General features: G+C 71.2%; 10 protein-coding genes and 1 tRNA gene. 6 read left to right on the top strand and 5 right to left on the bottom strand.

Features of this window, described 5'->3' with window-relative positions:
- The first annotated feature begins 2 nt into the window (after positions 1-2).
- From ACZ466_RS18915 to ACZ466_RS18905, 3 genes are all read left to right on the top strand, one after another.
- Positions 3-146 carry a hypothetical protein gene (locus ACZ466_RS18915; protein WP_378283319.1) on the top strand — a complete coding sequence of 48 codons (144 nt, stop codon included), beginning with the start codon at positions 3-5 and terminating at the stop codon, positions 144-146.
- Positions 147-961: 815 nt separating this feature from the next.
- Entirely contained in the window at positions 962-3,127 is a 2,166-nt protein-coding gene (locus ACZ466_RS18910; protein WP_464043891.1) for a protein kinase domain-containing protein, read from the top strand.
- Complete coding sequence (locus ACZ466_RS18905) at positions 3,124-5,256, top strand: serine/threonine-protein kinase (RefSeq protein ID WP_378283321.1); 2,133 nt, start codon at positions 3,124-3,126, stop codon at positions 5,254-5,256. Before ACZ466_RS18910 ends, ACZ466_RS18905 begins: the two co-directional genes overlap by 4 nt.
- Before the next feature lie 368 nt (positions 5,257-5,624).
- On the opposite strand, the gene ACZ466_RS18900 is transcribed toward ACZ466_RS18905, so the two are convergent.
- Both ACZ466_RS18900 and ACZ466_RS18895 read right to left on the bottom strand, forming a co-directional pair.
- Positions 5,625-5,697 (bottom strand) — tRNA-Glu (locus tag ACZ466_RS18900).
- 72 nt (positions 5,698-5,769) lie between these two features.
- Positions 5,770-7,326, bottom strand: coding sequence for a metallophosphoesterase family protein (locus tag ACZ466_RS18895; RefSeq protein ID WP_464044018.1), 1,557 nt, complete (start codon positions 7,324-7,326; stop codon positions 5,770-5,772).
- A 97-nt stretch (positions 7,327-7,423) separates the two neighbouring features.
- On the opposite strand from ACZ466_RS18895, the gene ACZ466_RS18890 reads away from it, so the two are divergent.
- Both ACZ466_RS18890 and ACZ466_RS18885 read left to right on the top strand, forming a co-directional pair.
- Positions 7,424-7,756, top strand: coding sequence for a metallopeptidase family protein (locus tag ACZ466_RS18890; protein WP_378283378.1), 333 nt, complete (start codon positions 7,424-7,426; stop codon positions 7,754-7,756).
- Between the two features lie 116 nt (positions 7,757-7,872).
- The gene (locus ACZ466_RS18885) at positions 7,873-9,555 is read left to right on the top strand and encodes an MFS transporter (protein ID WP_378283323.1); all 1,683 of its coding nucleotides are present in this window, start codon (positions 7,873-7,875) and stop codon (positions 9,553-9,555) included.
- 90 nt (positions 9,556-9,645) lie between these two features.
- Here the strand turns inward: ACZ466_RS18885 and ACZ466_RS18880 are convergent, their stop codons facing one another.
- Positions 9,646-10,005, bottom strand: coding sequence for a PspC domain-containing protein (locus ACZ466_RS18880; protein WP_378283324.1), 360 nt, complete (start codon positions 10,003-10,005; stop codon positions 9,646-9,648).
- Positions 10,006-10,335: 330 nt separating this feature from the next.
- Here ACZ466_RS18880 and ACZ466_RS18875 point away from each other — a divergent pair, with 330 nt between their 5' ends.
- Complete coding sequence (locus tag ACZ466_RS18875; protein WP_378283325.1) at positions 10,336-11,355, top strand: aspartate-semialdehyde dehydrogenase; 1,020 nt, start codon at positions 10,336-10,338, stop codon at positions 11,353-11,355.
- A gap of 35 nt (positions 11,356-11,390) precedes the next feature.
- Here the strand turns inward: ACZ466_RS18875 and ACZ466_RS18870 are convergent, their stop codons facing one another.
- Both ACZ466_RS18870 and ACZ466_RS18865 read right to left on the bottom strand, forming a co-directional pair.
- Entirely contained in the window at positions 11,391-11,609 is a 219-nt protein-coding gene (locus ACZ466_RS18870; protein ID WP_378283326.1) for a DUF2277 domain-containing protein, read from the bottom strand.
- A gap of 79 nt (positions 11,610-11,688) precedes the next feature.
- Complete coding sequence (locus ACZ466_RS18865; RefSeq protein ID WP_378283327.1) at positions 11,689-12,657, bottom strand: M28 family metallopeptidase; 969 nt, start codon at positions 12,655-12,657, stop codon at positions 11,689-11,691.
- Positions 12,658-12,722 lie beyond the last annotated feature (65 nt).

The raw sequence follows: 12,722 nt of genomic DNA, 5'->3' as shown, positions 1-12,722 counted from the left end.
ATATGGGTGATGACCAGGGCGTCTACCTGGTTCGGGATGACGGTTCGCACGCCTGGGCGCTGGCACGAGGGCTGCTCGTCCACCTCGACTGGTTGGAGCCCGTCATCCCGGCGGAGGTGGCGTTGGCGCTGCGCGGCCCGTCCTAACGGGCGCCTTTCGCGCCGGCCGTTCCGGCCACCGCCACGGTGGCGGTGGCCCCGCCCGCCGGGGCAGGCGGGGATCCTCACTGCCGGTCAGGGATCGGCGAGGTGACTCCGGCTCCGCTATTGGCCCCAATGAGCCGGAACGATTCCCCGGAGGTCACGATCAAATGTGCATGGTGGAGGAGCCGGTCAGAGGCCGACTCCAATCTGTCGCCGTACCGCACACAAGGCCCTGCGGAGCGCTTGACATGCTTCGGTGTTTCCGACCATGGCGACGAAACCGCACAGACCGGGTCGTACCCCCTACGGGGTCCTGCACAAACCGGCGCGCCCCGCCACCCCCGGCGCCCACCTGACGATCCCGTCCCGCTTCACGATCGGCTGACCGTGGCGTCCCCAACGGTGGCCCGATCGTGCCGGCAACCCCACATGAGATCACCGCCACCGGCACAAGGCCCGTATGGGGCCCCCGCATGAGCGGCACCATCCCATGCGCCCCGGACGATCCGCCACCACGGACATCCCCGCGCGTACGGGCCGACCGGCGTGACACCAGCCTTCTCGAAGTGACCCGTGGACCATCCCCGAGCGTGCAGGGCTGACGACGAGCGCCGCGATGGCTACGACCGCGACCTCACCGCTGGCGCGGACGATGGTGCTTCTGCGACGTACGCCTGCACCATCAACAACGGCCGTGGCGGCTGCGCTCCCCATCGTCAGCCGGGGGCTGCCGGGTCGGGGTCTGAGGGAACAGCGTAGGGGCGGGCGCACCGTCGTTGGCTTGCGCATCCCCGGCTCCGCCAGGACCGGGGGACTCAGTGAGGTGGGAGTTGGGCTGCTCCGGGTTGTGGACGTCTCCATTATTGTATAGATATACATGTTTATTTGACGCGGGGGTGGGCGTGCGGTCGCTGCAGCCGGGGGACCCTGTGCGGGTCGGTCCGTACCGAATTCTCGCTCGGCTCGGCGCGGGCGGGATGGGGATCGTCTATCTCGCACGGTCGCCGGGCGCCCGGCTGGCCGCGCTGAAGCTCATCCGGCGTGAGTTCGCCGGCGATACGGCCTTCCGGGAGCGGTTTCGTCGCGAGGTCGCCGCCGCGAGCAAGGTGAGCGGGCTTTACACGGCCCCGGTGCTGGACTCCGACGCCGACGCGCCGCAGCCCTGGTTCGCCGTCGGCTACGTCCCCGCGCCCACGCTGAGCGAGGCCCTCGCGAGCGTCGGAACGCTGCCCGAGTCCGCCGTCCGGGCGCTGGGCGCGGGACTGGCGGAAGCGCTGCAGGCGATCCACGGGGTCGGCCTGGTGCACCGCGATCTCAAGCCCGGCAACATCCTGCTGTCCGAGGACGGCCCCAAGATCATCGACTTCGGGATCGCCAAGACCACCGATGCCACGCAGCTCACCCGCACCGGCGCCATGATCGGCACACTGGCCTACATGGCTCCCGAGCAAGTCGCCGAAAGCAAGGACGCCGGGCCCGCGGCGGACGTGTTCTCACTCGCGGGCGTGCTGGTCTACGCGGCCACGGGCGCCAAGCCGTTCGGCGAGCGGGACCCGGCCACCGTGCTTTACGAGGTCATGTACGAAGAGCCGTGCCTCGACGGCGTGCCCGCGTCACTGCGTGAACTGCTGGCCGCCTGCTTGGCCAAGGAGCCGGCCGAACGCCCCGCGCTGGAGTCCGTGCTCGCCGCACTGACCCCCGCCGATCCCCGGGCGTTGAACTCACCCGCGCTGCGTCAGGAGGTGGCGGCCAGGGAGGCCGAGGCGACCTGGGTGGCGTCGCAGCCGGTCACGCCGCCCCCACCGCCACCGCGGGTCGATGACACGGAGGCGGGCAGGGTCAGGCGACGCCGGATCCTGGGGCTGGCCGCCGCGGTCGCCGTCGCCGGCATCGGCGCGGGAACGACGGGCTGGGCGATGACCCGCAGGAACTCCGATCCCGCCAGGCCCGCTCCCCGCGCCACCGCCCTCGCCGCGGCGCCCCCGCCCGCGTGGACGTTCACCCCGCCTCAGCCCGTCAGCGGGACGTCGACGGTGCTGGTGGCAGGCGGTGTCGTGCTGTGGGGCGGCGAACAGGAGATGTACGGGGTGGATGCCGACTCCGGGCGGCAACTGTGGACGAAGGACAAGGCCAACGCCGCGTATTCGGGCGACCTCGCCCGCGGATCGAGGTTCGTCGTCCTCGGCGGCGTGGTCGGCGACTTCAAGGACCAGACGATCACGTTGGTCGATGCTCCGACCGGCAGGACCACGAACCTTCCCACGCCGCGCGGCGTCACCGCCTCGCCCGTCCTCGGTGTGGTCAGCGACACGGTCATCGTGCGTTCGAGCGGGGACGTCTGGGCGCTGGACCTGACCAGCGGCGAGATTCGGTGGCACCTCTCCGGCCAAGGGTTGACTTCGGGAGCGGTCGACCAGTCCAACCTCTACCTCAGTACCGAGCCCTCCCTCGCCGCACTCGACCCCGTCACGGGCCGCAAGCGCTGGGTCCGCACGTGGTCTGAGAGCGGCGGCCCCCGGGACGGGGCGAGCCTGGACATCGCGGTCGCCGGCGGGCGGGTGTTCGGCAACTTCGGCGACACCCTCCAAGCGGTCGACACCGCCGCCGGGAGGCCCGTGTGGTCGCGAGACGCCGACAAGCGATTCGACACCGTCATTCCCGCGGGCGCCAACGTGATCTTCAAGGGAGAGGTTCTCCAGGCCTACGACCAGGTGACCGGCGCGCCCCGGTGGACGCTGGCCGGTCCAGAACCGTTCGCCGACGACCGGGGACACATCGCGGCGACCGGCGGCCTCGTCGCGGCCGCCTTCAACGACCCGACAGGCCCGTCCCAGGGCGTTCTCGTCGCCGGGACCGATGGCCGGGCACTGTGGGCGCACCGGGGGCCGGCGGACACGCGGCGCGGTTGGGAAGTCGCGGTGTCCGGTTCGTCGGTCTTCGCGACCGACCACAAGCGGCTCTACCGCTTCCAGGTGGGACGGTGACGGCGGCGCTGGAGCCCGGCGACCCCGAACGCATCGGGCGGTACCGTCTGCTGCGGCGCCTGGGGGAGGGCGGCATGGGGGTGGTCTACCTGGGCGCGTCCCCGGCGGGACGGGCGGTGGCCATCAAGGTCGTGCGGCCCGAGCTCGCCGGGGACCCCGATTTCCGCGCCAGGTTCCGGGGCGAGGTCGAGGCCGCCCAGAAGGTCAGCGGCGCGTTCACCAGCCCGGTCGTCGAGGCCGAACCCGACGGCACCGTCCCGTGGCTGGCGATCGCGTACATCAACGGCCTCGGCCTGAACGAGACGATCGAACGGTACGGACCCATGTCCGAGCCGCCGCTGCGCACCCTCGGCGCCGGACTGGGCGAGGCCCTGATCGCGATCCACGAGGCGGGGCTGCTGCACCGCGACCTCAAACCGGCCAACATCCTGCTCGCCAAGGACGGCCCCAAGGTCATCGACTTCGGCATCAGCAAGGCCGACACCGCCACGCTCACCGCGGAGGGCCAGTTCATCGGCTCCCCCGGCTACATGTCCCCCGAGCAGATCCACGGAACGCGACTCACACCGGCCTCCGACGTGTTCGCCTACGGTGCCGTGCTGGCCTTCGCCGCCACCGGCCGCCCGCCGTTCGGCAAGGGCGCGGTCCCTTCGATCATCCATCGGACGCTGCACGAAGAACCCGACCTGTACGGCCTACCGGCTTCCCTGGCCCAGTTGGTGACCGCCTGCCTCAGCCGGGATCCCGACCGGCGTCCGCCCGCGAAACTGCTGCCGGCGCTGCTGGCCGCCCAGCCGGTCACGCCCGGCTGGCTCCCCGGCGACGTGGGCGAGGAGCTGCGGCAGCGGGAGGACACCCTCGTCCTGGATCTGCGAACGCTCGTCAGGGCCCGCAACCGGCGACGGCTGCTCATCGGCGGGGCGGTCGCCGGACTCGCCGCCATCGGCGGCGGAACCGCCGCGGCGCTGGCCGCGCCCCAGGGCGAGAAGGGACACCGGCTCTCCCCGCCGAAGCTGCTGTGGCGAACCACGATCGAAGACGAGGACGACATCGGCCTCGTAGTCCGCCCTCGATCGATCATCTCGGTCGCCCGCAAGACCTTCGAGGACGACTTCCGTTGCTACTCGCTGGCCACCGGACGGCAGATCTGGTCCGAAACCGGCCGGATGGTCGCCGGACCGGAGCTCATCTACACGATGTCCGGCTCCAGCGGCGCGGTCGTCGCCATGGACGAGTCCCAGACGGTCAAGTGGACCTACAACCCACCGGCGAGATACCGGTACCCCGAGCTCATGGCCCCGGCCAACGGCCTGCTGGTCCTCAGCGGGGATCGAACGATCACCGGCCTGAACCCCGCCACCGGCGGCCGTCTCTGGATGCGCGAGTGGCCGCAGGCGTCGTTCGTCACCTGCTACGGCGTCCAAGGCCGCACCCTCCTTGCCGGGGCGATCAAGGAGGGAGGCGAGAGCCGGCACCTCGCGCTCGACATCACGACGGGCGCGGTCCGGTGGTCAAGGCCGCTTGAGACGATGCTCTCGATGCCGCGCAACGGTGACCTGATCTTCGCCGGTTCCTCTCGCACCACTCTCGACGCGCTGTCGGCGGACACCGGCCGGAAGGTCTGGAGCGCGGACCTGCCCAACGCCGAAAGGGACCCTGACGGCAAGGACGCGCTCTTGCTCAACGTGACCGTGGCCAATGGACTGGTCTACATGAACGGGCCGACCATCTACGCCCTGGACGCGTCCACCGGCCGGCAGCGGTGGACGTACACGCCGACCTCACCCGGCGGCCGGACACGAAACTTCCTCGTCGACGGGAGATACGCCTACGTCCTGGACAGCCCACGACTTGTCGCCCTCGATGCCCGCACCGGCAGGCGTCTCTGGTCCGCCGACACCCCCGCGCCCGACACCGCCCCACTGGTCGTCGCCGGCGGGCTGATCTGCGTCGGCGTGGCAGGCACCACGGGCTCGGGACTCTACGCCTGGGACGCCAAGACAGGCCAAATCATCTGGAATTACCCCATAACAACCCCTGTCTCCACCAAGCAAGGGGAACTCAGCACCAACGGCCCCACCCTTGCCGCCGCACACGGCAACGCACTACTCGCCTTCCACCTCGGCTGAGCTCAAGGTCTTGGTGTGGCATTCGTCCTTCCGAGCGCGCCGGGTTCGGAAGGTCTTTCAACTACGTGAGCAGACAGGTGAGAGGACCGGCACGATCGCCCGTGTCGCCGACCAGCTCGGGGCGCACCCGGAGGCGTCGCGGACCTGGTCCGCCAAGCCGAGGTCGATGGCGGAAAGCGTCCGAGGACCACGACCAGCGACGTGCGGCGGATCGCCGAGCTGGAGAACCGTGAGGGCGTAAGGCCGTCCGGTGCACGGTGGAACGGCTGAGGCGCGAGCTGCGCATCGTCGGAGCGCCGGCGTCCCGTCAACGCCGGACACGCCCGGGGATGGCAGGCAAAGGGGCCCAAACGCACCCACTTGGGACGTACCCCCTACCGGATTCGAACCGGCGCTACCGCCTTGAAAGGGCGGCGTCCTAGGCCGCTAGACGAAGGGGGCCCTTGAGTGGCGGGCATGCTGCCACTCGACCGGTCCAGCATAGGGGACAACCTGGCTGGACGCATAAACGGTTTAGTCGCCTTCTGGTGGACGGGTGGGGGTTGGGCTGGTTGCGGGGGGCGTTTCGCTTGGCCACTGGGATGGCGGGAGGGACGGGAAGGTGGGGGAACCGGTGGGGGCCGGGGTGTTCGGGGGGCCGATGGTGCGGTCGGGTTTGGGTTCCAGGTGGCGTTCTATCTGGGCGGAGGAGAGGCCCAGGCCGCCCAGGCGGAGGTCGTCCCAGCCTTGGAGGCGGTGGGTGGCGCGGCTGAAGTAGAGGACGGACAGCTCGATCGGGGTGGGTTCCTCGTGTTCGAGGCCGCGGAGGCCGGCGCCGCCGGTGGAGCCCTGGACGAAGAGGCGGGTGCCCGAGGGAAGGAGGCGGGTGGAGCGCTTGTGGCCGTGGCCGGACAGGACGATCGGGGTGGTGCCGGAGAAGCCCTCGCCCTCGTTGGGGTCGTGCGCGACCACGAGGTCGGGGGTGGTGCCGGCGCCGCGGAGTTTCTGGGCCAGCTGGGAGCCGTTCAGGCGGAGCTGGTCGGCGCCCAGGTTGTCGTCGCGGGTGGTCTTGTCGGGGGTGTAGCGGGGGTCGCCCACGCCGTAGACGCGCAGGCCCGCGACCTCCTGGAGCTTGTCGTCCAGGACGACGGCGTTCTTCTGGCGGCCGACGGCGCGCTGGGTGGCCATGGAGTCGTGGTTGCCGCGCACGAAGACGTAGGGGACCTTCAGGGACTCGATGTCGTCGGCGAACTTGTCCTCGGGCTTGCTGCCGTGGTCGGTGAGGTCGCCGCTGTCCACGATGAGGTTCACCTGGAACTGGGTGCTGACCGAGCGGATGACCGACCAGGCCGCGGGGTTGAGGTGGATGTCGGAGACGTGCAGGACGCGGAGGGTCGACGGGTCGGGCTCGTAGGTGGGGAGGGTGGAGGTCGCCGCGTACAGCTTGGAGACGTTCCCCACCAGGCGGGCCAGCTGGGCCCGGTACGCGGAGAAGCGCTCGACGATGCTGCGGGCGTCGCCCACCACCTGGGGGGCGTTGGCCAGGAGGCCGGTGTAGCGGGGCTCGGCCACGGCCTGAGGGTTGAACGTGAACCAGGTGAGGAGGGTCAGGACCATCATCGCGGCGACGGTGGAGCCCAGGCTCACGAGGGCGCGGCGCCACGAGCGGAAGAGGACGAGGCCCGCGAGGAAGGAGAAGGTGAGGGCCAGGACGGTCGCGCGCAGCAGCAGGACGATCACGCCGTGCCGGAGCTGGTCGCTGATCTGGTCCGTGAGGCCGTTCAGGGCGGTCTGGTTCTCGATGAGTTCGCGGGCCGGTTCCGGACGCAGCTCTGTGATGCGGGCTTCGAGCGCGATCGGGCCCCAGTGGGTGTCGAGGTGGAGCGCTCCGAGTGGGGGGATCTGGATTGTCGTGCCCCCGCCCAGGTGCGGGCGTAGGAGCAGGGAGACGTCGGTTGGGCCGACGGGGGTTTCGATACGGCCGCCCAGGAGGAGTCCCACGAGTCCACCGGCGAGGCCCGCGAATATAACGGCGAAGGCAGCACCCCAACGGCGTGCCCTGCGGCTGGTGAGGTAGCGCGGCAGCCTGATCCTGGAGAGCGCGGTCCGGACCCTGGCGAGGGCGGTCCGGAGGTGCGCGACGAGCACGGTGTCTCCTTTCGTCAAGCACAATGATGACGTGATCCAGATGACGCGAGAGGCGTTCGAGGAGCTCGTCGGGGAAGCCCTCGACACCGTCCCGCCCGAACTGACCGCGCACATGCGCAACGTCGTCATCGTCGTTGAGGACGACGCGCCAGAGCCCGGCCTGCTCGGGCTCTATCAAGGAGTACCCCTGACAGAGCGGGGCGACTGGTACGGCGGGGTCCTGCCCGATCACATCTCGATCTATCGCAACGAGATCCTGCATATCTGCGAGACGGAGCAGGATGTGATCGACGAGGTGCGGATCACAGTGGTACACGAGATCGCCCACCACTTCGGCATCGACGACCACAGGCTGCACGAACTCGGCTACTGAGCCTCCGCGGCGGCGACGGGTTCCGCGAATTGCGCACTGTAGGTCACATAACTGCCACGCAGCGTGAGTTAATAGGGAGGCCGTCCGGGAACGGGCGGACCCCGACGGGAGCGCGTGTGGCGGAGAGGCAGACCGGTCGGCATCGCCGTCCACCGGAATCGCAGGCCACCTACCGCGAGGTCTTCGCGGTGGGCGAGTTCCGCGCGCTCTGGCTGGCCCAGGCGCTGTCGTTCGTGGGCGACCAGCTGGCCCAGGTGGCGCTGGCCGTGCTGGTGTACGAGCGGACCAACTCCCCGCTGCTCACCGCCCTCACGTACGCGCTGACCTACATTCCGCCGATCGTCGGGGGGCCGGTGCTGTCCGGCCTGGCCGACCTGTTCCCGCGCCGCCGGGTGATGGTCGTCTGCGACGTCCTCAGGGCGGGCCTGGTGGCGCTGATGGCGCTGCAGGCGATGCCGTTCTGGATGCTGTGCGCGCTGGTGTTCCTGACCGTGCTGCTGGGGGCGCCGTTCAGCGCGGCCCGCGCGGCCGTATTGCCGGACGTGCTGCCGGGCGACCTGTACGTGGCCGGCTCGGCGATCACCAACATCACCCACCAGGGCACCCAGATGCTCGGCTTCCTGGCGGGCGGGGCGGTGGTCGCGGTGGTGGGCACCCGGGAGGCCCTGGCCCTCGACTCGGTGACGTTCGCGGTCTCCGCCGTGATCCTGGTGGCCGGGCTGCGGCGGCGTCCCGCGCCCAAGAAGCGGCCGGGACGGCAGGCGCTGGGGCTGTGGAAGAGCACCGTGGACGGCGGGCGGCTGGTCTTCGGCGACCCCACGCTGCGCTCGCTGGTGTCGTTCGCGTGGCTGTGCACGTTCTACGTGATCCCGGAGGGGCTGGCGGCGCCGTACGCGGCCACCTTCGACGGCGGCGCGGTGACCGTGGGGCTGCTGATGTCGGCGATGCCGACCGGGATGGTCGTCGGCGCGTTCGTGTTCAGCCGCTTCGTGCGTCCCAGCGACCGGATCCGGTCGATGGGCTGGATGTCGATCCTGGCCTGCGCGCCGCTGATCGGGGCGGCGGCCCATCCGCCGCTGTGGATGGTGGTGGTGCTGTGGGCGGTGTCGGGGGTGGGGAGCGCCTACCAGCTCGCCGCCAACGCCGCGTTCGTGGCCGCGGTGCCGCCGGCCGGGCGCGGCCAGGCGTTCGGGCTGGCGCAGTCGGGCATCCTGGCCGGCCAGGGCCTGGGGATCCTGGTCGCGGGCGCCGCCGCGCAGGTGCTGGGGCCGGAGACGGTGGTGGCGTTCGCGGGGGCGCTGGGGCTGTCGCTGGCCGCGGTGCTCACCGTTTCCTGGAATCAGGTGCGCGGCAAGGTGATCGCGTCCATGTACGAGCGGGGTGGAGCCGGGGTGGCCTCGGGGCCCGGCGGCTCCGGTACGGATTCGGGGCCCGGGGCGCCGCCCGGTGGTCCGGGGGATGAGGCCGATGCCGACGCGGGTGTCGAGCGCGTGTCGACGATCGTCGCGGTCGGAAGGGGCCGGCACGAGTCCGGGAACGGTGCGGATGCGGCGGGCGGACATGAGCCCGTGCCGGAGGGCGAGACCGGCGGCGGCGCCAACGGTGCCGGCGGTACGAAGGGGGCGGAGGCCACGGCAGCCGGCGGGAACGAGGAGGCTGCGCTGAGCGTGGAGGAGGCGCCCCCGGAGGTCGAGGTGCCCCGCCAGGCCCGGGGCAGCGGCCGGGCCAGGCGCGCATCGTCCACGGACGGCGACGAGAGGCCGCCGCGCGGTGCCTGGCGCTCCGCGCCCGCCCCCTGAGCGGGGCCGGGAGCCGGGCGTGTCCTGGGATGGAGCCGCCCGGCTCGGTCAACGGGCAGGGACGCCGGGAGCCTGAGCCGGTGCACGGGCTCAGATGCGCGTGTGGTCCCGGGTGTCCTTGGTCTCCTTGGAGGTGGTCTTGCTCACGGCGTCCTTGGTCTTCTGGACGGCGTCCTGCACGGTCGGGTTGTCGTTGGCCTTCTTGAGCAGGTCCTCGCCGATCGAGGTCGTGTGGCCCTCCTCGGGGATCAGGATCCAGGCGATCGCGTACAGCGCGATGCCGGCGCCCCCGAAGATCGTGAAGATGCCCAGGGCCAGCCGCAGGATGTTGGGGTCCACGCCGAGGTAGCGGGCGGCGCCCGAGCAGACCCCCGCGACCATCCGGCCGTCCTGGGTGCGGCGCAGCTTCTTGGGGGCGGTGCTTGAGGTGGTGCTCTTCTCCATGTTCATGCTCTGATCCTGCCCACCTGGGCGCCGCTATGACATCGGGATTCGCCCTGATTCACCCCTGAGAGAACCCCGGGTGGCCGTCCCCGCGGCCCCGACGTGCCCTGGCGTACCCGATGCCTCCCTGGCTTCTCCTGGCGATACCGCGCATGGGACGGCCCGTTCCGCGGTACTACGGCACAGGAGCGGCGGGGGACGGTGAAGCGTTGCTTAAGGTTGTGTGGAAGGGTTTTTGGCTGGACGGTCCGGCGTCACCCTGGGCAGACTCGCTGTCCCGGGTCGATGACCTGGATGGTTGACGGGCGAAGGTACGACAGCGACAGAGGGAGCGGCATGAGAATCGGGATCGTCGGCGCCACCGGTCAGGTGGGGGGCGTCATGCTCAGGATCCTGGCCGAACGCGGGTTCCCGGTGGACGAGCTGCGGCTGTTCGCCTCGGCCCGTTCGGCCGGGCGGAAGCTGGCGTGGCAGGACACCGAGGTCACCATCGAGGACGCCGCCGCCGCCGACTTCGGCGGGCTCGACATCGTGCTGTTCTCCGCGGGCAAGGGCAGCTCCAAGGAGCTGGCCCCCAAGGTCGCCGCCGCGGGCGCCGTCGTGATCGACAACTCCTCGGCCTGGCGGATGGACCCGGAGGTGCCGCTGGTGGTCTCCGAGGTCAACCCGCACGCGGCCCGCGTGCGTCCCAAGGGGATCATCGCCAACCCCAACTGCACCACCATGGCCGCGATGCCGGTGCTGCGGCCGCTGCACGCCGAGGCCGGGCTGACCGCGCTGGTGGTGTCCACCTACCAGGCGGTCTCCGGGAGCGGCCTGGCCGGGGTGGCCGAGCTGCACGAGCAGACCCGCAAGGTCGTCGAGGGCGCCGACCGGCTGACCCACGGCGGCACGGCGGTGGAGTTCCCCGACCCGCAGGTGTACGTGCGGCCGATCGCGTTCAACGTGCTGCCGATGGCCGGGGCGATCGTCGAGGACGGGCTGGCCGAGACCGACGAGGAGCAGAAGCTCCGCAACGAGAGCCGCAAGATCCTGGAGATCCCGGAGCTGAAGGTGTCCGGGACGTGCGTGCGGGTGCCGGTGTTCACCGGGCACTCCCTGCAGATCAACGCCCGGTTCGAGCGGCCGATCGGGCCGGAGCGGGCCGCGGAGCTGCTGTCGGGCGCCGCGGGCGTGGTGCTGTCGGACGTGCCCACGCCGCTGCAGGCCGCCGGGCAGGACCCGACCTACGTGGGGCGCATCCGCCGCGACGAGACGGTGGAGAACGGCCTGGCGCTGTTCTGCGCGGGCGACAACCTCCGCAAGGGCGCGGCGCTCAACGCCGTGCAGATCGCCGAGCTCGTCGCCGCCGAGTGATCTGATGACCGCCCGGCCGGACGAGCCTCGCTCGGTCAGGCTGGGCGGCGGCCTCGGACTTCCAGGGTGGCGAGGAGTTCGGCGGTGGTTCGGGCGATCTCCTCGACGGCGTGGTCGAACGCCTCGGCGTTGTGGGCGGCCGGGGCGCGGAAGCCGGAGATCTTGCGGACGTACTGGAGCGCCGCCGCACGGACGTCGTCATCGGTGACGGCCTCGGTGAACGGCGGTCGAAGGGTCTTGATGCTGCGGCACATGCCCCCATTCTCGCCAATGGGTACGACGTTCCGATCCGGCCCCGCACCGGGGCCGGATCGGAGGCCCGGCGGAACCGGGTCAGGCGCCGCCCGCCAGGGCCCAGATGGTGTGGGCGATGGAGTCGGCGTTGCGGTCCAGGGCGGTGTCGTTGATGTTGGCGGTCGAGTCGCAGGACGCGTGGTAGCAGCGGTCGAACGCGACGCCCGCCTGGCCGCCCCACAGCTGTGCCTGGGCGGTGGTCTTGCGGCCTTCGGCGCCGGTGAACGTGCCGCCCGCGGGGATCCCGGCCCGGATGAACGGCCCGTAGTCGGAGCGGCCGTCGAAGTCGGTGCCCCGGGTGGGGACGCCGATCCCGGTGAAGTAGGCGTTGATCGTGCGTTCGATCTCGGCGGATCCGGCCGGGCCGGGCCCGGCGCCGACGCCGTCGGAATTGTCGCCGTCGTAGACGAAGTAGCCGGCGTTCGGTGAGCCGATCATGTCGTAGTTCAGATATCCCTTGATCTTCGTGCGTTCCGCGGCGGGCAGGGCGGAGACGTACCGGCTGGAGCCGATGAGGCCGAGTTCTTCGGCGCCCCACCAGCCGAAGCGCAGGTGCTTGGCGGGCCGGTAGCCGCTGCGGGCGACGGCCAGGGCGGTCTCCAGGACGGCGGCGGAGCCGGAGGCGTTGTCGTTGATCCCGGCGCCCGCGCGGACGCCGTCGAGGTGGGCGCCGGCCATCAGGATCTGGTTCGGGTCGCCGCCGGGCCAGTCGGCGATCAGGTTGTATCCGGTGGCGCCGTTGTAGCTGAACGACTGGATGGCGGTCTGGTATCCGGCCGCGTCCAGCTTGGCCTTCACGTAGTCGAGGGAGGCCCGGTAGCCGGGGCTCCCGTGGGCGCGGTTCCCGCCGTTGGCGGTGGCGATCGACTGGAACTGCGACAGGTGGGCCTTGACGTTGGCGAGGGGGATGTCGGGGGCCGCGGCGTCCTGGGCCAGGGCCGGGGCCGTGGCGGTGAGGGCGGCCGTCAGGGTGGCGGCGCCGGCGAGGGCGAGAAGGCGGGATTTCATGCGGTCTCCTCCGCGGGGGCGGGTGGTGGCGGCCGTACGGGGCGGGCCGAGATCACGCCCCGTAC

The sequence above is a fragment of the Actinomadura rugatobispora genome (assembly GCF_055379765.1).
Note: the sequence above shows the minus strand (reverse complement) of the source record. Positions and strands in the feature narration are given on the sequence as shown.

Bases quoted from the DNA above. Each gene is read 5' to 3' on its own strand.
- ACZ466_RS18880 (WP_378283324.1), bottom strand. From the start codon at position 10,005: ATGAACATGGAGAAGAGCACCACCTCAAGCACCGCCCCCAAGAAGCTG.
- ACZ466_RS18865 (WP_378283327.1), bottom strand. From the start codon at position 12,657: ATGAAATCCCGCCTTCTCGCCCTCGCCGGCGCCGCCACCCTGACGGCC.
- ACZ466_RS18875 (WP_378283325.1), top strand. From the start codon at position 10,336: ATGAGAATCGGGATCGTCGGCGCCACCGGTCAGGTGGGGGGCGTCATG.
- ACZ466_RS18915 (WP_378283319.1), top strand. From the start codon at position 3: ATGGGTGATGACCAGGGCGTCTACCTGGTTCGGGATGACGGTTCGCAC.
- ACZ466_RS18870 (WP_378283326.1), bottom strand. From the start codon at position 11,609: ATGTGCCGCAGCATCAAGACCCTTCGACCGCCGTTCACCGAGGCCGTC.
- ACZ466_RS18890 (WP_378283378.1), top strand. From the start codon at position 7,424: ATGACGCGAGAGGCGTTCGAGGAGCTCGTCGGGGAAGCCCTCGACACC.